Annotated in this window: 22 protein-coding genes; 16 read left to right on the forward strand and 6 right to left on the reverse strand. The window is 44.6% G+C overall.

Features of this window, described 5'->3' with window-relative positions:
* Positions 1-179: 179 nt before the first annotated feature.
* The 5 genes from B5F71_RS02900 to B5F71_RS02920 form a co-directional block, all read right to left on the reverse strand.
* Entirely contained in the window at positions 180-482 is a 303-nt protein-coding gene (locus tag B5F71_RS02900) for a GNAT family N-acetyltransferase (protein ID WP_022039157.1), read from the reverse strand.
* A gap of 233 nt (positions 483-715) precedes the next feature.
* Positions 716-1,675: a hypothetical protein gene (locus tag B5F71_RS02905; protein WP_241148540.1), complete on the reverse strand. Its 960-nt coding sequence runs from the start codon at positions 1,673-1,675 to the stop codon at positions 716-718.
* A gap of 153 nt (positions 1,676-1,828) precedes the next feature.
* Positions 1,829-2,881 carry a recombinase RecA gene (gene recA, locus B5F71_RS02910; RefSeq protein ID WP_022038606.1) on the reverse strand — a complete coding sequence of 351 codons (1,053 nt, stop codon included), beginning with the start codon at positions 2,879-2,881 and terminating at the stop codon, positions 1,829-1,831.
* Positions 2,882-2,995: 114 nt separating this feature from the next.
* Positions 2,996-3,445 (reverse strand): thioredoxin-dependent thiol peroxidase, encoded by a 450-nt coding sequence (bcp, locus tag B5F71_RS02915; RefSeq protein ID WP_013617570.1) that lies wholly within the window; start codon positions 3,443-3,445, stop codon positions 2,996-2,998.
* Between the two features lie 110 nt (positions 3,446-3,555).
* On the reverse strand, positions 3,556-4,749 hold the full coding sequence (locus B5F71_RS02920) for a saccharopine dehydrogenase family protein (protein WP_013617571.1): 1,194 nt from the start codon (positions 4,747-4,749) through the stop codon (positions 3,556-3,558).
* 140 nt (positions 4,750-4,889) lie between these two features.
* Here B5F71_RS02920 and B5F71_RS02925 point away from each other — a divergent pair, with 140 nt between their 5' ends.
* The gene (locus B5F71_RS02925) at positions 4,890-5,699 is read left to right on the forward strand and encodes an META domain-containing protein (protein WP_087207599.1); all 810 of its coding nucleotides are present in this window, start codon (positions 4,890-4,892) and stop codon (positions 5,697-5,699) included.
* Between the two features lie 115 nt (positions 5,700-5,814).
* On the opposite strand, the gene B5F71_RS02930 is transcribed toward B5F71_RS02925, so the two are convergent.
* Positions 5,815-8,568 (reverse strand): outer membrane beta-barrel protein, encoded by a 2,754-nt coding sequence (locus B5F71_RS02930; RefSeq protein WP_087207600.1) that lies wholly within the window; start codon positions 8,566-8,568, stop codon positions 5,815-5,817.
* Positions 8,569-8,883: 315 nt separating this feature from the next.
* Between B5F71_RS02930 and dnaK the strand changes: the two genes are divergently transcribed.
* The 15 genes from dnaK to B5F71_RS03005 all read left to right on the forward strand — a co-directional run bounded on the left by dnaK (position 8,884) and on the right by B5F71_RS03005 (position 21,310).
* Positions 8,884-10,800, forward strand: coding sequence for a molecular chaperone DnaK (dnaK, locus tag B5F71_RS02935; RefSeq protein WP_013617574.1), 1,917 nt, complete (start codon positions 8,884-8,886; stop codon positions 10,798-10,800).
* 201 nt (positions 10,801-11,001) lie between these two features.
* Complete coding sequence (locus tag B5F71_RS02940) at positions 11,002-11,568, forward strand: hypothetical protein (protein ID WP_005812876.1); 567 nt, start codon at positions 11,002-11,004, stop codon at positions 11,566-11,568.
* Positions 11,565-12,812, forward strand: a complete 1,248-nt coding sequence (locus tag B5F71_RS02945) for a site-specific integrase (protein WP_005812874.1) — start codon at positions 11,565-11,567, stop codon at positions 12,810-12,812. The genes B5F71_RS02940 and B5F71_RS02945 overlap by 4 nt, the downstream gene beginning before the upstream one ends.
* Before the next feature lie 410 nt (positions 12,813-13,222).
* Positions 13,223-13,777 carry a hypothetical protein gene (locus B5F71_RS02950; protein ID WP_021935591.1) on the forward strand — a complete coding sequence of 185 codons (555 nt, stop codon included), beginning with the start codon at positions 13,223-13,225 and terminating at the stop codon, positions 13,775-13,777.
* Between the two features lie 133 nt (positions 13,778-13,910).
* Entirely contained in the window at positions 13,911-14,279 is a 369-nt protein-coding gene (locus B5F71_RS02955) for a helix-turn-helix domain-containing protein (protein WP_004320284.1), read from the forward strand.
* 43 nt (positions 14,280-14,322) lie between these two features.
* The gene (locus B5F71_RS02960; protein ID WP_005812869.1) at positions 14,323-14,664 is read left to right on the forward strand and encodes a helix-turn-helix domain-containing protein; all 342 of its coding nucleotides are present in this window, start codon (positions 14,323-14,325) and stop codon (positions 14,662-14,664) included.
* Positions 14,665-14,666: 2 nt separating this feature from the next.
* Complete coding sequence (locus B5F71_RS02965; RefSeq protein ID WP_005812867.1) at positions 14,667-15,773, forward strand: AAA family ATPase; 1,107 nt, start codon at positions 14,667-14,669, stop codon at positions 15,771-15,773.
* Between the two features lie 200 nt (positions 15,774-15,973).
* Positions 15,974-16,873: a toprim domain-containing protein gene (locus tag B5F71_RS02970; RefSeq protein ID WP_005812865.1), complete on the forward strand. Its 900-nt coding sequence runs from the start codon at positions 15,974-15,976 to the stop codon at positions 16,871-16,873.
* Positions 16,874-17,029: 156 nt separating this feature from the next.
* Positions 17,030-18,001, forward strand: coding sequence for a hypothetical protein (locus tag B5F71_RS02975; protein WP_005812863.1), 972 nt, complete (start codon positions 17,030-17,032; stop codon positions 17,999-18,001).
* Positions 17,989-18,768 carry a hypothetical protein gene (locus B5F71_RS02980; RefSeq protein WP_005812861.1) on the forward strand — a complete coding sequence of 260 codons (780 nt, stop codon included), beginning with the start codon at positions 17,989-17,991 and terminating at the stop codon, positions 18,766-18,768. Before B5F71_RS02975 ends, B5F71_RS02980 begins: the two co-directional genes overlap by 13 nt.
* Positions 18,769-18,773: 5 nt before the next feature.
* Positions 18,774-19,535: a metallophosphoesterase gene (locus B5F71_RS02985; protein ID WP_005812859.1), complete on the forward strand. Its 762-nt coding sequence runs from the start codon at positions 18,774-18,776 to the stop codon at positions 19,533-19,535.
* 221 nt (positions 19,536-19,756) lie between these two features.
* Positions 19,757-20,209 (forward strand): hypothetical protein, encoded by a 453-nt coding sequence (locus B5F71_RS02990; RefSeq protein ID WP_005812857.1) that lies wholly within the window; start codon positions 19,757-19,759, stop codon positions 20,207-20,209.
* The gene (locus B5F71_RS02995) at positions 20,206-20,538 is read left to right on the forward strand and encodes a DUF4134 domain-containing protein (protein WP_005812854.1); all 333 of its coding nucleotides are present in this window, start codon (positions 20,206-20,208) and stop codon (positions 20,536-20,538) included. The genes B5F71_RS02990 and B5F71_RS02995 overlap by 4 nt, the downstream gene beginning before the upstream one ends.
* A 58-nt stretch (positions 20,539-20,596) precedes the next feature.
* Positions 20,597-20,962, forward strand: a complete 366-nt coding sequence (locus tag B5F71_RS03000) for a DUF4134 domain-containing protein (protein ID WP_007837354.1) — start codon at positions 20,597-20,599, stop codon at positions 20,960-20,962.
* Positions 20,963-21,010: 48 nt separating this feature from the next.
* Complete coding sequence (locus B5F71_RS03005; RefSeq protein ID WP_005816074.1) at positions 21,011-21,310, forward strand: DUF4133 domain-containing protein; 300 nt, start codon at positions 21,011-21,013, stop codon at positions 21,308-21,310.
* Positions 21,311-21,329: the final 19 nt, after the last annotated feature.

Here is a 21,329-nt window from a genome sequence, read left to right on the forward strand (position 1 = left end):
ACGCATAAAGTCATAGGTTTTATTAAGTTATTTCTTTCATTTACAAATTTAATAATTCTCTTGGCTTTATGCTATTTTGCTAGCACATTACAAACATAGGAACTAAATTCAAAAACAGTTTTTAAAATTGAAAGTTCATATTTCAAAAATTGAATTTTGCCCCCTATTCTTTACTTCTCTTATAAGGCGCAAGTACCACTTCCTGCATAATCCGCGCTGATTTCGCCTTGATATTCAGGATGCCTTTGCAACCATCGTACAGCATAAGAACATGTAGCAACGGGCTTTAAACCCTTATTCCGAGCATAATCGTATGCAGTTTTCACCAACATTGAGGCAATGCCTCTTCCACCAATCGCTTCCGGTACAAGTGTATGGCGAATATCCAAATGATCTTTACCCAATACATAAGCCATATCTGCCTTATAGCCATCAACTTCTACCCAAAACTTTCTCTGCGCTTCATCATGATGTACTTCCATAATCGTATATTTTTTAAAAGGTTACGTTTGCAAGATATAAAAAAAATTGGATATTCCCGTGCACGTTCACAAAAAAATAAGAATAATCAGCCCCTGCTTTACAACATACTTTTACCTACCAGCTAAAAATGTAAAAAATAGAATATAAAAACACGAAAAACACCGAGAGAAAACGTCAATTATCCATTGAAAAAACGGTGTTTTTCGTGTCTTTGTACTCCAAACATACTTTCTTACTGCATGGCTTTTGCCAAGTTTTCCACTAACTGCGGGTCGGACAAATCAGCTTTACCAAACAATACATAAGAAAAATTGTCTGCCAATACTTCTTCCGGATCAATGGCATACGCTGTATTCTTATCTATCCGTTCTTGAAAGTCAGAAACTTGCTCAGGAGCATAAATCGTAGTTATTCCGTTTTGCTGGTAAGGTATAAATTGTTCATTCAAAGGTACAAGCCCTATTTGTATATATTGATTTAAAGAACCCTCTGTATAAGCCCTATCGGTATAAATCACCATGGCACAATTCATTGACTTACCATCTATTGTAAATGGTGCATAACTGTCATGACAACTTACATCCGGATTGGAAATAAGTTTTTGCATCAAATCGGCAGGGAAAACAATCGGACGGTCAAGTACATTAAATCCAATTACAGAATAAACCTTTTTCTTGAATGCAACATCTGCCCTTGTCAAAAGATGGAAAAGTTCATGTGCTATAAGACGTGCCAAATCATCATCTGACGCTTTTTCCAAAACCTGTTCACCGATAGCTATCCAATTCTCACGAGTATAAGCAGCCGCTCCTCCTTCTTCTGCCATAGAAGTTTTCAACAAAATCACTTCGGAAGGAAAAGGAAGTTTCAACTTCTGTTTTTTGATAGCCGCCTCTACTGCCATAAATGCTTTATTCAATTTTGACCGGTCTGCATCGCCCCATTCGCGAGTCGACTCCATAGCCAATGTCAATAATTGTGACTTCCTTCCGTTTAGGGACTGAAGGCGCGCATTGATATCGAACTGGTTCCAGCTGTTAGTATATTGGTCTATGTCGGTAATAAGCATCTGTGCTTCTGCCCGCGTAGCAAAACGATAAGGTATATCGGCCGAAACTTTCTGAGCTTTGCCGGCAACAGCCAACAGCAAAGCACCGACAGTAAAAAGCAGATGTGTCAATTTCATATTCATAATTAGATAGATTAAAAAAGGGAAACCGTCCTCCCTGCCCGAAGATGACGGTCCACCTTCTATATTGGTATTACATTTTATTCTATTGAATATCCGCAATCAATCTTCATCTAACTTTTATCTCTCAAAATAAGACTGGCGGACATTTTCATATTATTCTTTATCCTTCAAAGCTGAAAAGATAAGCTCTTCCAATTCATCAGCCAGTTCGGGATTATCCTGAATACACTGCTTGGCAGCATCACGTCCTTGCCCCAACTTAGTATCGTTATAGCTATACCATGAACCACTTTTCTTGATAATGCCCAATTCTGACCCCAAATCGATAATCTCTCCACTGTGCGAGATACCTTCACCGAACATGATGTCAAACTCTGCCTTGCGGAAAGGAGGAGCGACCTTGTTCTTCACCACTTTCACACGCACTTGGTTTCCGATTACATCTTCCCCGTCTTTCAATTGGGAGATACGGCGGATATCCAAACGTACGGAAGCATAAAACTTCAAGGCATTTCCTCCGGTAGTAGTTTCGGGATTGCCAAACATTACGCCTATTTTCTCGCGCAACTGGTTGATGAAAATACACGTGGTATTGGTCTTGCTGATAGCCGAAGTCAGCTTGCGCAAAGCCTGCGACATCAAGCGTGCCTGCAGTCCGACTTTATTGTCGCCCATATCACCTTCAATCTCTGCCTTCGGAGTAAGGGCAGCCACCGAGTCGATAACAATAATATCGATAGCCGATGAGCGAATCAATTGTTCAGCGATTTCCAATGCCTGTTCGCCGTTATCCGGTTGGGAAATCCACAGATTGTCAATGTCTACTCCCAACTTTGCCGCATAGAAACGGTCGAACGCATGTTCAGCATCAATAAATGCCGCAATACCTCCATTCTTTTGTGCTTCCGCAATGGCATGGATGGCAAGTGTCGTTTTTCCCGAAGATTCTGGTCCGTAGATTTCAATAATACGTCCTTTGGGATAACCTCCTACCCCCAATGCCGCATTCAAGGCGATAGAGCCGGTAGGAATGACTTCCACTTCTTCCACATGGTCATCACCCATTTTCATTATCGACCCTTTACCAAAATTTTTTTCTATCTTATCCATTGCAGCTTGCAATGCCTTTAACTTCTCGCTGTTATTCGGTTTCGAAGAAGCACTTTCTACCCCTCCTTCAAATGCCAATTCATCTTTTTTTGCCATACCTTATTCTTTTAGTTGACTAGGTATCAGGTACTAGTTGACCAGGCTCTAAATACATAAGTAAACCTATTTAAAACCTAGTACCTAGTCAACTGGTACCTCGTACCTTCATGATTATTTTAATATCTGCGCCGCATGGTCTTTTGTCTTCACCTCTTTCGGAGAGATGACACGCTCTACGACACCTTCTTCGTTGATAATAAATGTCGTACGGAACGTGCCCATATACTTGCGGCCGCACATGCTCTTCTCACCCCATGCGCCAAATTCCTCGGTCAGTTTATGTTCCGTATCAGCAATCAGCGTAAAGGGAAGCTGGTTTTTCTCAATAAACTTCTGGTGCGACTTCTGGTCGTTGATGCTTACACCTACCACTTCATAACCTGCCTTGCGCAGTTCATCGTAATTGTCACGCAGGTTGCATGCCTGAGCGGTGCAGCCCGAGGTCATGTCTTTCGGATAGAAATAAAGCACCACTTTACGCCCTTTGTAATCGCTCAAATGTATTTCTTTCCCGTTTTGGTCCACGCCCAATAAATCGGGAGCCTTGTCGCCTACAATCATTTCTTTAATTAATAATGAATAGTTAATAATGAATAGTGACATCCCCAATGAATAACTAACAACGAAGCAAATCCCGTTAATTAATTATTCATTGTTAATTATTCACTGAATTACAGTTCCAAATCGCCGTCGAATACCTCATGCCACGGCAAGCCGTTCTTGTTCAGTTCGTCCATAAACGGATCGGGGTCGAATTCTTCCACGTTCCATACACCCGGACGCTTCCACAAGCCTTTCACGAACATCATCGCGCCAATCATCGCCGGAACACCCGTCGTATAGCTTACGCCTTGCATGCCGGTTTCCTTATAGGCTTCCTGATGCGAGCAGTTGTTATATACATAATAGGTACGCTCCTTACCGTCCTTGATACCCCGGATGCGGCATCCGATAGACGTTTCGCCTTCGTAATTCTCGCCCAGGTCTTGCGGATTAGGCAGCACTGCCTTCAAGAACTGGAGCGGCACGATTTCCATTCCGTTATAATTAATCGGCTCGATGCTTGCCATGCCGATATCCTGAATCACACGCAGGTGGGTCAGGTATTCCTGGCCGAAGGTCATCCAGAAGCGGGCACGCTTGATGGTCGGGAAATTCTTCACCAACGACTCCAGTTCCTCGTGATAAAGCAAATACGAGTCGCGCGGACCGATATTGGGATAAGTCAAATCCTTATGGATTTCCAGCGGCTTGGTGGTAATCCACTTCCCGTCCTCGTAATAACGTCCGTTCTGGGTAATCTCGCGGATGTTGATTTCGGGATTGAAGTTGGTGGCGAAAGCCTTATGATGGTTGCCCGCATTGCAGTCTACGATATCCAAGTACTGGATTTCGTCGAAATGATGCTTGGCTGCGTATGCCGTGTATATACCGCTTACCCCCGGATCGAAGCCGCAACCTAAGATAGCGGTCAACCCGGCATCCTCGAAACGTTTCTTATATGCCCATTGCCAGCTATATTCGAAGTGAGCCACGTCTTTCGGCTCATAATTTGCCGTGTCCAGATAATTCACGCCCGCTTTCAGGCAAGCTTCCATAATCGTCAGGTCCTGATATGGAAGAGCCACATTAATAACGATTTCGGGTTTAAACCCATTGAATAAAGCCACCAGTTCGTCTACATTGTCTGCATCTACCTTAGCGGTCTTGATGTTGGGATTGCCGATTGCTTTTACAATTGCATCGCACTTCGACTGGGTACGGCTGGCAATCATCACTTCCGTAAACACCTCGGGATGTTGAGCCACTTTGTGTGCAACCACGGTACCTACACCGCCTGCACCGATAATCAATACTTTACTCATTTCTTATTTTTCAGATTTAATGCCCGGTAAACGTTACCGTTCACCCTGCAAAGATATAAATTTTTCCGAAACTTCATGCAGTATTCCGAGTATATCCGTATTTTTGTAATAGCAAACTATCTAAAACAAGGACAAAATTTATGAAGAAAGTAGTTTTAAAAGCAGCTGTCCTGCTTTGTGCAGGCATAGGAATGAGTGCATGTAAAAGTAGCAAACAAGCCGTACAGCCTATTGACCTGACGGGAGAATGGAACATCGTAACGGTAAACGGCGATAAAATCAATGCTGCCAACACACCATTTATCGGACTGGACATGAAAAAAAAACGAGTATACGGGAATGCCGGATGCAACCGGATGACAGGAAGTTTCGAGATAGACTCATTACATCCGGGGAAGATACAGTTCGGACAAATAGGAACGACCCGTATGATGTGTCCGGATATGGAAACAGAAAGCAAAGTATTGCAAGCATTGGACAACGTAACGGGATACACCGAAACAGCCCAGGGCTTAAGCCTGACCGATGCAGAAGGCAAAGCGCTTATGACACTGGAGAAACGCCAGCTCCCCGCTTTTTCCATCAATGACCTAAACGGTGAATGGATTGTCAGTGCCATCGGCAATACACAACTTGGCAAAACCGAAAACACGCCGTTCCTAGCTTTTGATATCGAACAGAAACGGGTACACGGCAATGCCGGTTGTAATGTTATCAATGGAAGTTTCTCGCAAGAAGAAGGCAAAGATAACTCGTTGAAATTCTCACAAATGATTTCCACGATGATGGCTTGCCCTGATATGGAAACTGAACGTCAGATTCTGGAAGCACTGAGCAAAGTGAACAGCTTCTCTTCCAACCAAGACCAAACCCTCGCCCTGCTGGACGAAAATGGTACCGAAATTCTGACGCTGACACGCAACACAGGTGAAAAGCTTTCGGGCAACTAATCACTTGACTGCAACACGGCTTGATGTTGATTGCATGGTGGATTGCACCTATATTCATCTAAAAAACTCAAATCGTAACCGCATCCACCTCAATCCGCATCAAGCAGCGTTTCTTTCACTTCATACGCTCGAAACGATAAATGAAAGAAACCATGGCATACCCTCTCAATTGTTCTTCATACCGTTCGCTGAAAGCCGTAGCACTGGCATAACGCGTAAAGCTTTTCCGCTGGCTCAGGATATCTGCCCAGTAAACTGACAATTCTCCTCGCCTCTCTTTCAAGAACTTCCACGAAATTTTCAAGTTCCACAAAAGTTCATTATCGCTTTTTCCATCCATACCGGTTCCACTACGGAATACATAACCGGCATCTGTACTTACCATGAAATGAAACGGCAAATTAACCGAACTTTCTATGCCGCACGTATAGTTCCGGGTATACGTATTACGGTTCTGTAACGAGTTCTTCGATTGGTAAAATGTCCATGTACCAGTCAAATCAATATTGCCCCACGACGGCAAGTAAGCCAACCGCACGTTACTGCTCAATGTAGTAGCCCCCGTCACACTCCGGCTATTCTGAGTCCCGTCTTCATTGATTAAACTCACGTTGCGGTCGTATCCTCCCGAAGCATTTATGTTCACATGAAATTGCTTGATGCGCTTGTCGTAATACCCGTTTCCCATAATCCCCCAATTACCGTTAATATTAACCGGAAGAGTCTCGCGTCCTCCTGTCTCTCTATCATAATAGGTAGCACGCGTCACCGCGTTGAAAGTCTGATTCCACATAAGCGAAGCCATAAAACCTTTTTGGAAATTGTTGAATATCGCATGCATCGAATGCCGGTACGAAGGACGCAAGTGCGGATTGCTCCGGCGAATATACAAGGGCGAACTGTAATCGGTAGGTGCCATCATATCTTCCAACCGAGGCTGCGAAGTATTCCCGTTATAACTTAACACAAAAAAACGTCCGTCTTTCTGGTACGAAAAACTCAGTTGCGAACGCCATTCTACCGAACGTACCACTGTATCAGCATAATGTTCGCCCGTAGCCTGTTCAATAGAACGGCGTTGGGGAGTCATGTCCACACTTGCCACCATTCCCCAAACTTCATCCGTATAGTTGTAACGAAATGAAAGATTATGTCCAAGAGTACGACTATGACTTCTTGTACGCAGACTATCCACCTCATCCACTTCATATCCTTCCGGCAAAGCACCTAAGACAAAATGCCCGGTTTCCCGACGAGACAAATCATAAGTCATACCGTCTAAACGTTCATAATCATTCTCTAATCCGTACGAAAGCTGTATATGTGATTTCTTGGTAAAAGCATGTGTATAGCCCAAACGCACTTCATCATTCATCGAGCTTTGAGGCGTATGGCGGTACTGGTTCTGGTAATAAAGCGAATCACCTCCCGACACATTCTGCAATTGGTAATAGTCTATAGAAGAAAGTGTATAAGCATGCTGGCGGTTCTTTTGATAAGTATGGTTGACATCAAGGCTTAAAAAATCTCCCTTCGTGCCGATTTTCTGCACCAGTTCCAGGCGCAAATCATAATTGAAACGTTTGCCTCGCCCCAAAGTTTGCTGACGGTTGTCGTTTATCCACATCTCCCTACCTATCTCGTCAATATGGGCAAAAGGTGCTTTCGTATCAGCATCCAGAGGAGCATTGAAAGTAGCGGTACGGCTTTCGTTCCGGCTTTCATCATCGCCATAACCTCCCATAGCAGAAAAGATAAGAGTGGTCTGCTTGCTGATATCCCAGTTCATATCGAAACGTCCATTCGTATTCTGGTTCTTCCCCAACTGATCATTTTCCGACAAAAGATACTGATTACCACTACTCAAGTATTGTTCACTATATGTCCCTGATAGCCCTCCGTCACGGTTATACATGTAATTGACATTTCCCGACAGACTTAATCCTTCTTTCACATTCTTCGAAACATTCAGGTTGACCGAATTGGAAATGTTGTCTTCATCAGCGGTGGTAGAATTGCGGTTAGTCGAACGTGCGCTTACCATAAAATTATCCCCATTCTCTTTAAAACGCATCATCCTGCCATTCAGATCACGACGTTTGTGCGTGCCATAACCAGCTTCAATATTTGCCAGCAGGGTTCCATTAAACTCCCGTTTGGTTTGCAAGTCGAGCACATAATTTTTCTCATTCGATTTCATGCCGGTAATCTTTTCCTGTTCTGTCGGTTTGTCATACACTTTCAGCTGGCTGACAAATCTAACAGGCAGGTTTTCCAGAACCACATCTTTGTTCCCACGGAAAAAGTCTTTCCCGTTTACCGTAATCTGCCGAATAGGATAGCCGTTAAATTTCATTTCTCCGCTCTTCGAATCATACGACAACCCAGGGATGCGCCGTACCAAGGCTTCCAAATATGAACCTTCGGGAGTAGGAAATGCCGCTACATTGTAAATGGTAGTATCTCCCTTCTGTTCCATCGGTTTAAGTGGAGCTGTCACTACCACTTCCGAGAGACGTAAAGCTTCATCATGCATCCGCAACGTTCCCAACCGGATAGTATCTCCCACTTCATCAAGTACTTTCAGCAAAGGAACACATCCGGTAAATGAAGCCCTCAATAAATAGCCGATTTTACTTTTTCTCTTGAAGTCTAGACAAAAATGTCCACTGGTATCCGTAACCACACCTTTCACCAAGAGCGTATCCGGTAAACGAAAAACCGCCACGTTGGCATATGAAAGAGGTTCTTCATGATTCCCGTTTTCCAATACCAACCGTCCGGTCACTATCTGATGTTGAGCTTGTGCGGCTGTTATTCCCAAGAACCATCCGATTGCTATATATATAATAAGGTATAGATATTTCATGACTCTTTTGCTAACGAAAGGGCAAAAATAACGAAAAACCCGACACATCCGCATTAATAAAGTCTAAATCGAACAGTAACAACCTGCCAATACTGCATTGATATCCGGTTCGAAAAAGCCACAATCTGCACTTCTATCCGACACACTGTCTAAGCATATCTATTTAGCTTGTCAGTTTCGACCGACATTTTGTCAGTCCACACAAAACAAAACAAAGGACTTTTACGCTTGGCACGGCATTTGTTTACTAATAAGCGTAACGCTTCGGTGTTACAAAATCAACTTAATTAGCAAACAAATAAAAAAAATACAATTATGGGAAAGATTATTGGTATTGACTTAGGAACTACAAACTCATGTGTAGCAGTATTCGAAGGTAACGAACCGGTTGTGATTGCCAACAGCGAAGGCAAACGCACCACTCCTTCAGTCGTAGCATTCGTAGACGGCGGCGAACGTAAAGTGGGCGACCCCGCTAAGCGTCAGGCTATCACGAACCCGAAACGTACAGTATATTCTATCAAACGTTTCATGGGTGAAACATACGACCAAGTTCAGAAAGAAATCTCTCGTGTTCCTTATCAAGTAGCAAGAGGAGAAAATAATACACCGCGTGTAGACATTGACGGACGTCTGTACACTCCGCAAGAAATTTCAGCCATGATTCTTCAGAAGATGAAGAAAACCGCTGAAGATTATCTGGGCCAGGAAGTAACCGAAGCCGTTATTACCGTTCCGGCATACTTCTCAGACTCACAGCGTCAGGCTACGAAAGAAGCCGGACAGATTGCAGGACTGGACGTGAAACGTATTGTCAACGAACCGACAGCAGCCGCTTTGGCATACGGTGTCGACAAAGCCAACAAGGACATGAAAGTAGCTGTGTTCGACCTCGGTGGCGGTACATTCGATATTTCAATACTGGAATTCGGTGGCGGCGTATTCGAAGTATTGGCAACCAATGGTGATACACACCTGGGTGGTGATGACTTCGACCAAGCTATCATCAACTGGCTGGTTCAAGAATTCAAGAACGATGAAGGTGCCGACCTGACTACTGACCCGATGGCTATGCAACGTCTGAAAGAGGCAGCTGAAAAAGCAAAGATTGAATTGTCTTCTTCTTCATCTACCGAAATCAACCTGCCGTACATCATGCCGGTAGCCGGTGTGCCCAAGCACTTGGTTAAGACATTGACTCGTGCTAAATTCGAACAATTGACCCACGATTTAATCCAGGCTTGTCTGGAACCGTGCAAGAAAGCCATGAGCGATGCAGGCTTGAGCAACTCGGATATCGACGAAGTCATCCTTGTAGGTGGTTCTTCACGTATCCCGGCAGTTCAGCAACTGGTTCAAGACTTCTTCGGTAAAGTTCCTTCAAAAGGTGTAAACCCGGATGAAGTAGTAGCCGTAGGTGCAGCTATTCAGGGTGCCGTATTGAACAAAGAAGCTGGTGTAGGCAACATCGTATTGCTGGATGTCACTCCGTTGACCTTGGGTATCGAAACCATGGGTGGTGTCATGACCAAACTGATTGACGCCAACACGACTATCCCGTGCAAGAAGAGCGAAGTATTCTCTACGGCAGCCGATAACCAGACCGAAGTGACCATCCACGTATTGCAAGGCGAACGTCCGATGGCAGCACAGAACAAGTCAATCGGTCAGTTCAACTTGACAGGTATCGCTCCGGCACGCCGTGGTGTCCCCCAGATTGAGGTTACATTCGATATCGATGCCAACGGTATTCTGAAAGTATCTGCCAAAGATAAGGCTACCGGCAAGGAACAGGCTATCCGTATCGAAGCTTCCTCTGGCTTGAGCAAAGAAGAAATCGAACGTATGAAAGCCGAAGCATCTGCCAATGCAGAAGCCGATAAGAAGGAACGTGAGAAAGTAGATAAGCTGAATCAGGCAGACAGCTTGATTTTCACCACCGAAAATCAGTTGAAAGACCTTGGCGACAAGATTCCTGCCGACAAGAAAGCTCCTATCGAAGCCGCTCTTCAGAAATTGAAAGATGCTCACAAGGCTCAGGATTTGGCAGGCATAGACGCCGCAAGCGCAGAACTGCAGGCTGCCTTCCAAGCAGCAAGCGCAGAAATGTATGCCCAGACCGGTGCTCAAGGAGGTGCACAAGCAGGTCCTAACGCTGGTCAGGCAAACAACAGCCAAAGCACAAACAACAAAGACAATGTGCAGGATGCGGATTTTGAAGAGGTGAAATAAGCACATAGAGAAATAAGAATACAATATCAAATGGAAAGCGTGTAGCTCAATGAGTTACACGCTTTTCTTGTTTTTGGCCGTACACAATAATATTGCTATCTTTGCGTTATTATTATAAACATCTGTACCTTATTTGTACCTGTAAGAAAAAGTAGATATGATGAGAAGAATAGATATTAAGAACTACAAAATGAATGAATTATGGCAGTAGCAAAGTATAAGATAGTACGGAAATGTCCTGTGTGCGGAGAAGAGTTCTTCGCAAGGACTTTGGAGTCCTGGTATTGTTCACCCAAATGCTCCAAGGTGGCGTGGAAGCGTAAGCATGATGAAGAAAAACGCCAACTTGAACTGGACAAGATTGTAAGCAATATGCCCAAGTCTAAAGAGTATATCAGCATAACGGAAGCGTATGCTATGTTTGGTGCAAGCCGCTCAACCATTTATAGGCTCATCTACATGAAAAAGATTTCCTTCATTGAGCCAGAGAAAGGAATACGACTTGTATGCAAAGGAGAACTAATGAATCTGTTTCCGTTAAGACAGTCTCCGCTTGACACCAAGCCAAGGAAACCAGTTACCATGTACCGCATGGAACCAGAGGATTGCTATACAATAGGTGAGATTTCCAAGAAATTTCATCTGGATGACAGCACCGTGTATGCTCATATACGAAAATACTCAATACCGACCCGGCAAATCGGTAATTATGTGTATGCTCACAAGGAATCAATAGACAAACTTTATAAAGATATAAAACCATTATGAAAAGATTAGATTATACTAAAGTCTCCGTCAAATTAAAGAAAAGTGAGTGGAGAGATGAGTGGTTCATCTATCTTGAAGCTTATCCTGTTTATGAGACGGGAAATGACAAACCCAAACGAGTGCGTGAATATCTCAGGAGGTCTATTACTACCCCTATATGGGATAAACGACGAAGCGAGCGAGCCGTTGCTGGTAGAATAAAGTACAAGCCCAAGCGAGATGACAATGGCGTTATTCAGTGTAAATCCAAGCAAGATATGGAAACTTGCCTTTATGCGGATGGCGTTCGAGTCCTGCGTCAAAAAGAGTACGACAACATGGCTCTCTTTACTGACCAGCAAATGGAAATGGCAGAACAAAGCGAACGCTCAAAATGCAATGTTCTGGAGTATATTGAGAAGTTAATCAAAGAAAGAGAGGAAACTGCGTCAGAATCGATAGTTGTCAACTGGCGCAGATTGCACACACTGTTGTCAATGTTTGCCAAGTGTGACTACATACAGTTCTCGCAGATTGACATGAAGTATATTGAGGCATTCCGTTCCTTCTTGATAAAGGCACCGCAGGGTGGTTCTAAGAAAGGAACTATTTCAAGGAATACGGCATCGACGTACTTCTCTATCTTCAAGGCGGCACTCAAACAAGCTTTCGTGGATGGCTATCTGAATTGTGATATTGCTGCCAAGGCTAAAAATATCATGTTTCAGAGTGCTCGAAGAGAGTATCTGTCACTGGAAGAACTTAATATATTGGCAAAGACTCCGTGTGATGATATACTAAAACGGGCAGCCTTGTTCTCTGCACTGACAGGAATGCGACATAGCGATATTCAAAAGCTTAAATGGTCAGAGGTTGAAGAATACAATGGTGGGTACCGTCTCAATTTCACTCAGCAGAAGACTAAGGGCGTTGAATACATGCCTATATCGCCACAGGCATACAAGCTTTGCGGTGAGCGCAAGAAAGACGGAGAACTGTTGGTGTTTGCCGGACTGCCTGACCCTTCATGGATATCTAGGCCTTTGGAACGGTGGGTAAAAGCATCAGGGATTACCAAGCACATCACCTTTCATTGCTTCCGCCACACCTATGCAACGTTACAATTGGCTAACGGTACAGACATATATACCGTAAGCAAAATGTTAGGGCATACCAATGTAAAAACCACGCAAATCTACGCAAAAGTAATTGACAAGAAGAAAGATGAAGCTACAGAAGCTTTTAAGTTGGACATAGATGAATAGTGATTATCATTTGTAAGCACTTAGTATAGAAGACCACTTGTATCAATAAGTCCTTTATTGTACAGGTGGTTTTTAGTGCCTTTCATTTTCAACATTCTATGTAATGATGCTATTGTTTTGGCACTTTAACCTTTCGTGGAAACCAAACATTTATAACAATAAACAGATAAAAATGAAAAAAGACAGCCTTTTTTGGCTTCTCTCTTTTTGAAGAGAGCAAGCGTGTCCACAAACATGTGGAGTGTACAGAAGACTTCTACAGAGAACTGTATGAGTTGTTTGAGATCGCAAGAAGTTGGTATCTTCAAGCTGAAAAGAATCATATGAAGACAGAGTACTTCATAGAACTATTTGAGCGCAGTCACCAATATATTGACTGTGATTGTGCACGTTGTAAGAACTCGCGACAGATGGCAATTGGCATTATTGGTACTTTGTTTAGAGACTCTAAGTGTGTGTCAATAATCAAGAAAAAAGAAGATTATTCCAAGCAGGAACTTATTGAGTTGTTTCTTCAACATGTGGGTACTGGTCTGCCAATCCTTACCCGAAAGAAATCGTCCATCCTCACTTTGGGATGCCAATTGTCAGACAGACAGATGGATTTGTTGGTAGAACTTGTCCAAAGTCACGACATATTTGATTTTGCCGACAACAGTGATGTGCGTAGCGAGTTGTGTCGCCTATTCAAGTGCGACTTGGACGCATCTATCCGTGTAAAGAATGTACGTAATGTAGCCGTACTGTTTGACGCTATGGCTCAATACCATTTGATAAACAATAATTGGCAATATGTCATGGGAGAAGGTCGCTTCTTAACCAGTATCAAAAAGGATGGAACAGAGAAATTCATAACTTCAAGTTGTCTTTCCTCTTCTCTTTCAAGGATAAGAAGAAACGTTTCCATGACAGCAAGTCAATATGCCATCTGCAAATCCATCGAACAGATATTAAGAGAGGAATAAATCACAATAATTCTGCTAAATGAAAGTAAAAACGTGATAGTTTGGTTGATACTGCCTTACTATCACGTTACTTTTTCTATTTAGTGACAGTCTCCCCATAACTTTGCATCAAAAATCATAAAAAATAATTAGCATGGAAGAAAATAGTATAAGATTTGAAGATATTCCCAACGCTATAACGGGGGTACTGAAAAAGCTGTCATCATTAGAAGACAAGATTGATGGTATATATGAACTTGTTCAATCAGAAAAAGAAGAAACATGGTTTACGGTTGCTGAATTATGTGCTTATCTCCCAACACATCCGGTAGAGCATACCATATATTGCTGGACAAGCAATCGGGAAATACCGTTTCACAAGAGAGGCAAACGCATCATGTTCCTCAAATCTGAGATAGATGAATGGCTTCAAGGAACCAAGGGCAAATCGAAGAACGAGATTCAAAGAGAAGCAGAGGAATATGTACTATCTACACAAAGAAAGAATAGACGGCTAATATAACCGTGCTACTGTCTGTAAACAATTTAATTAAGGTACGTGACACATGAATGAAAGACATTTTAGACTCTATGAGCGAATTGTCGCAATAGAAGACAGTTTGGAGGCTTTGGGACCTATTGACAAACTAATAGAGCGAATCGAGGAATTGGAGAAGATGGTCAAGCAGACCAAAACCGTCTTGGGGTTTGACGAAGCATGTAAGTATATTGGTGTTTCTGAAAGCCTGCTATACAAACTTACAGCCGCAAAAGAAGTTCCACACTATAAGCCAAGGGGAAAAATGCTGTATTTTAATAGAGAAGAAATCGACAAGTGGCTGCTCCAAAACAAACAAGAGGTCATTGGAATGGTAACGAAAATAGAAATTGATAATCCGAAAGAATGAAAATGGAAGAAAATAACAAACATGTACAGCCTAACTCAAAAGAGGAAGGAGTACAGCGTCTCAATCGCATATTGAGCGAATCGTTGATAAAGGCAACAGATACTTATAAAACACCTCCTCAGATTATATGGGTTGATAATTCCAGCATAGCCACATTGGGCAACTTCAGTGCTTCTACTGGTAAGGCAAAGGCGAAAAAGACCTTCAACGTGTCTGCCTTGGTAGCCGCTTCCCTCGCCAACGGCAAGGTACTGAACTATCGCGCCAGTCTGCCAGAGGGGAAACGCAAGATACTGTATGTAGATACGGAGCAGAGCCGCTATCACTGCCATAATGTGCTGGAGCGCATCCTGAAGCTCGCTGGTCTACCTACAAGCATCGACAACGAGAACCTTGACTTTATCTGTCTGAGAGAGTACACGCCCTCCGTCAGGATAGAGGTCATAGACTATGCGCTTGCCCAAGACCAAAGCTATGGACTGGTCATCATCGACGGAATCAGAGACCTGCTTCTCGACATCAACAATGCGGGAGAATCGGTCGAGGTCATCAACAAGATGATGGAATGGTCATCAAAGTATGACCTGCACATCCATTGCGTATTGCATCAGAACAAGGGCGACAATAACGTGCGCGGGCATATCGGTACGGAGATGAACAACAAGGCAGAGACGGTGCTTGTCATCACCAAGAGCACCACCAATCCCGACATCAGCGAGGTGAAGGCGATGCACATCCGTGAGAAGGAGTTCAAGCCGTTTGCCTTTACAGTCAATGAGGAAGGGTTGCCAGAGATTGTCGAGCACACGCCGGAGAAGGAAGAAGGTGACAAGCAACCGTCAAGGTTTACTTACCAAGACTTGACATCCGAACAGCATAACGAGGCGCTGACGGCTGCATTCAAGGAGAAACCTATCAAAGGATTCGATCGCATGGTGGAGGAATTAACGCAAGCCTATGCAGACATTGGCTTTAAGCGTGGCAGAAGCGTCATCATCAAAATGCTGAAATACCTGATTAACGAGCAAAAGCTCATAGTGAAGCGGGATAATCATTACTATTTCGGATATACACCTGCCGAGATTGACCTGTTCCATGAAGAGGAATAAAAACAGTTCAGAAACCAGTTTAGTTTACGTCCGTACCTATATATAAGAAATAAGGCCAAAGTAAACCGAAATCGGAGGCTGAATTGGGAAGCGGAAAAGTAGTTTAGCAAATGGTTTAGTTTACGGGTGTGCCTATATAGGAGAAAGGGTAAAGTAAACTGTTTCCATGGACAAAGTAAAACCGAACAAATGAAAGTACAATGAATATTGAACAATCGAAGAAACTGAGCATTATAGACTTCTTAGACAAGGAGAATGTAACGCTGAAAAAGAAGAAGGGCAATGCCTACTGGTATCTGTCACCCTTCAGGGACGAGAAGACCGCATCGTTCAAGGTCAGCAAGAAGGAGAACCTGTGGTACGACTACGCCATTAAGGAGGGCGGTGACCTTGTGGAGCTGGTAAAGCGTATGTATAACAAACAATCCGTTTCCGATGCCCTTGCCTACCTTGCGTCCAAGAGTATTGCCACTGTGGATAAGGCAATCGAGACCGCTATCGCAGCCAAGGAATACACGACAACCAAGATGAACGATGTGAAGCTGCTCCCACTGAGCAACCATTCTCTGCTGTCCTATTTCAGTAGCCGACGGATAGACATCACCATTGGCAGGATGTATTGCAGGGAGATACACTACAAGGTTGAGCAAAAACATTACTATGGCATTGCCTTTGGCAATCTGAGTGAAGGACATGAGGTGCGCAATCCCTATTTCAAGGGCTGCATCGGGCATAAGGACATCACCCTGCTTGCCCATACGTTCAACGAGTGGCAAAACGGTTGTCTGGTCTTTGAGGGCTTCATGGACTTCCTTGCTTATATGACCCTCGTTAAACAGCAAGACCGATGGTTTGTCGTTGAAAGCCCTTGCGACTATATGATACTGAACTCAGTCGCCAACCTCAAACAGGCATTGCATTACCTTGACCGTTACACCCACATCCATTGCTTCCTCGACAACGACCAGGCAGGACGCAAGACGGTTGAGAGCATCAGCAATGTATTCGAGTACAGGGTGACGGACGAGTCCTTCAGATATGCCGACTACAAGGATGTCAACGACTATCTGATGAGGAAGAAACGAACGGCATCTGAATGACATTATAAAGACGAAAACACCATCATTTGATGCAAAAATGGCTCAAATGCATTGAAATTACATATCAAATCTGCACTTTTTCGCCCAAACATGCTTGATTCTCAATTATTATCCTTATTTTTGCATCGTTTTAATACATTATTAAAATGTAGCAGAATGGAATTGAAAAAAGAAATAAGGATATTGGGCAGACGCTTTGAGGTGGAACCTCGTGCCAAGGAAAGCCTGAAAGGCATCACGGTTGGCGAGAAACTCTCATACCGTTTCTATGATGGCACATACCAAGGCACGCCCCTGCTGTTCGTTGAGCCCAAGAAGGGCAATCCCTCTCCACGGACTTGCGCCATCACGGGCAAGCGGTTGACCGAAGCCCTGGGACTGCCTGCGGTGTTTATCCTTGCGCCCGGACCCACCTACGAGCGACACAGACTGGCAGACAAAGGAGTCTTCTTTGTCATGTCCGAGGAATATGCCCATCTGCCAGGCATCATAGCATTGGAGAAGACAAGCAACAGGAAGATTGCCGAAGTATTGACCCCTGTGGCGCAATACATACTACTCTATCACCTACAGGTGGGCAGTATTGAAGGAATGTCGCCAAGGGATATTGCACCGTTGCTTCCATATTCTTACGAAAGCGTCACGTTGGGTGTCACCTGTCTTGAAGATGTAGGACTGTGTCAAAAGATTCAGAACGGACAGCGCAGCAAGGTGGTACACTTCGAGTTGAAGGGCAAGGAACTGTGGGACAAGGCTCAGAACGTCTTGCTGTCACCTGTGGAGAACCGCATCTTTTGCGATGACATACGCTTGGATGCGGAATACCCCGTATGCGGCATCAATGCCCTGGCACATTATTCCATGCTTAATCGTGACCGGGAAGAGATGATAATGATGACAAGCAAGGAATATCGTGCCGTCAAGTCGGCTGATGTCATGGAGAATCCCAACATCTATGACGGCAACTATATCATAGAGGTATGGAAATACCCTGTTGTCAGCAAAATGGGCGACAAAAGCCAGTGGGTTGATCGCCTTTCCCTTGTCCTTTCGTTGAGAGATGATGATGATCCGAGAGTAGAAAAAGAAGTAGAACGAATAATCAGTGAACAGAAATGGAAGGATTAGTCAAGTTCCGTGAAGCATTTGCGGAATACTCAGAAAACTATGTGGTGATAGGCGGAGCAGCCTGTGACATCACCATGACCAATACCGTGGTGCGTCCACGCGCCACACACGACATCGACATGATAGTCATCGTAGAGAACATGACCGAGGCTTTCGCCAATCGCTTCTGGCAGTTTGTGCGGGAGGCTGGCTATCGACCTGAAAAGAGGAAACAGGAGGCTGGTGAGCCACCAAGGTATGAAATGTATCGTTTCCTTGATGGTAAAGACGGCTATCCCGAGATGATAGAACTGCTGTCACGCCACCCCGACGTGCTTGGAGAGCCAAAGGGATTTGTCATAGAACCTATCCCGACCGATGAAGATGTGTCGAGTCTTAGTGCCATCATCATGGACGATGATTACTATCACTTTACTATCGCACACAGCCAACTGACTGATGGCATACGCCATGCCAATTCCGCTGCCTTGATAGCACTGAAGGCAAGAGCCTACCTAAATCTCATGGCAGACAAGCGGGACGGCAAGCATGTGAACACCAAAGACATCAAGAAGCACCGTTCGGACATCCTGAAAAATGTGGTCATAATGACTGAGGACAACATTGAGGCTCCTGCTTCAATAGTGGCATGTATAAGGGAGTTTGTCGCCTCCATCAGAGCCGACTGGTCAACTCTCGCAGAACCATTGTCAAAGTCACTCGGTCAAGACGAGGCATTTGTGACCGGACTGTTAGATCAACTGGATGAATTGTTTATAGAAGCATGACCAATATGAAGATACAATACGCATCCGACCTGCATCTGGAGTTTGCCGACAATTGGCGGTATCTGAAAGCCCACCCCTTGGAGGTGACGGGCGACATACTGCTGCTTGCCGGCGACATCGGCTATCTCGGCGATGACAACTACTCCAAGCATCCCTTTTGGGACTGGGCATCGGAGAACTACAAGGAGGTGCATTGCTGCATGGGCAACCATGAGTTCTACAAATATTATGATGTGGCGACACTGCCCGACGGCTATCTCTTGGAGGTACGTCCCAATGTATTCAGCCACTACAACGGTATTGCGAGGATTGGCGACACCGACATCATCCTCTCCACCCTTTGGTCGAGGATTCCTTTGGAGGACGCTTACTTCACCGAGCAAGTGATAAGCGACTTCCGCCGTATATTATATAAAGGTGAGCTGATGACCCATGCCCAATTCAATGCTGAGCATGAACGTTGCCTCACCTTTATCAAGGATGCAGTGGCATATTCGCAAGCAGCCCATAAGATTGTTGTCACCCATCATGTACCATCGTTCCGTATGCTCCACCCAAAGTTTCAAGGCAGCAAGGCAAACGTGGCGTTCACCGTAGAGTTGGAGGACTATATCACCGATAGCGGCATAGACTATTGGATATACGGACATTCGCACACCAACATCGATGCCAGGATAGGCAACACCCAATGCTTGTCCAACCAGTTGGGCTATGTTTTCTCTAACGAACATCAGGACTTCTCCCATGGCAAGTACCTGACCATATAGCCATCCACATTTTTTTCATCCACCCTCTTTACAAGCTCTTCCCTATCGGAAGGGCTTTTTTTGTGCCTTTCGAGTTTGATTTTTGAGTATGATTGCGAGTGTAATCAAAATTAGAGTTAAGATTTGGCTCCGCGGAAAGTCATTTCGGTTTAAGATTGAAGAAAAGGTAGTTCCTTTGCATCGGCAATAAGCCAAACCATAGTAAAATCAAACTTGAAAATATGAAGTCATTTGTAATATTCGCCATTGTCGTGACCATAATCTATGTCATCTACTATACGGTCATCATCGTGCAGGATCTGTACGGAAAGCCCAAGGACGAGAAGTCACAGGGCGAGTCGTTTGATGTCAGTGACATGACCGACGAGGAAGAGTCGATAGCGGTCAGCGAGAGCGACGGTGGTTTCAGCGTAGGCGACAACCAATATGAGACAGCCTACGAGGAGAAGCAGCTTGCAGAGCCTACAGAGGAGGCAGCCGCCACTGCGGAAGAGAGCAAGCCTCATGTGCTTGAAAAGATACAAAGCGCAATCGAGAAGAAGATGGAGGAAGTGAATACCACCTATTCCGACCCCATGTATTCGGAAGAATTGAACAACACCATCATCGCCCGCGGTCTTCGTCACAATGGACGTGACATGGTCAAGGTGGAATCACTCAATAATGAGATATGATGTCAAAAACAAGAAGTGCATTTCTATCATTATATGCCGCTTTAACCCCAGCTCTGGCCAGTGCTAAGTGTGGCAACGTGGACTACAGCTGGGGAGCGGACGCACTTGCGAGTGCCCATGACTATGCCGTGACGATGATGCTCTATATCGTTTATCTGTGCTATGCAGTGGCGGGCATCGTGGTCATAGTCAGCGCCTTGCAGATATATATAAAGATGAATACGGGCGAAGAAGGAGTGAAGAAGAACATCATGATGCTGGTGGGAGCCTGCCTGTTCCTCATAGGAGCGACCATCGTCTTCCCCGCTTTCTTCGGTTATCAGATTTGAGATACAGGTGATACGAGATAAGATAACTCAAAGTGTAACAAATTAAAAGGTAAAAAGAATGTTTGAAAGGATTAACAAGAAGGTGAAGGGATTCTTCTCTTCACAGCGCATGAAAACGCTCGCCCTGATGTTGCTTGTCGGCACCACCGCAGCAATGGCACAGAACGCAGCCGGCGACTACTCGGCAGGAACGACCGCGCTTACCACAGTGACGGAGGAGATTGCCAAGTATGTACCTATCGTGGTGAAGCTCTGCTATGCCATTGCAGGTGTCGTTGCAATTGTCGGAGCCATAAGCGTTTACATCGCCATGAACAACGAGGAACAGGACGTGAAAAAGAAGATCATGATGGTCGTCGGCGCATGTATTTTCCTCATTGCAGCAGCCCAGGCACTGCCTCTGTTCTTCGGCATTGGAGGTTAAACGCAGCGTGAGATTGTGAGTATGTAGAACGTTAAAACACTGACAGTTATGGCAGATACAAAGCAAGAGCGTTTTCCGGATTATCCCATTTTCAAGGGACTGCAACGTCCATTGGAGTTCTTCGGGTTGCAGGGACGCTACATCTACTGGGCGGCAGCCACCGCAGGAGGAGCCGTTGCGGGTTTCATCCTCGGCTACTGCATCTTCGGTTTCGTGGCAGGACTCGTGCTGCTAGTCCTCGCCGTAGCTGTCGGTGGCGTTCTCATCGTCATGAAGCAGCGCAAGGGCTTGCACAGCAAGAAGAGTGACAACGGCATATTCATCTATGCCTATTCAAAGAAAGTGTAAAACAAAAAAGAGAATCCAT

It is taken from the genome of Bacteroides sp. An269 (assembly GCF_002159755.1).
Taxonomy (GTDB): Bacteria; Bacteroidota; Bacteroidia; order Bacteroidales; family Bacteroidaceae; genus Phocaeicola; species Phocaeicola intestinalis.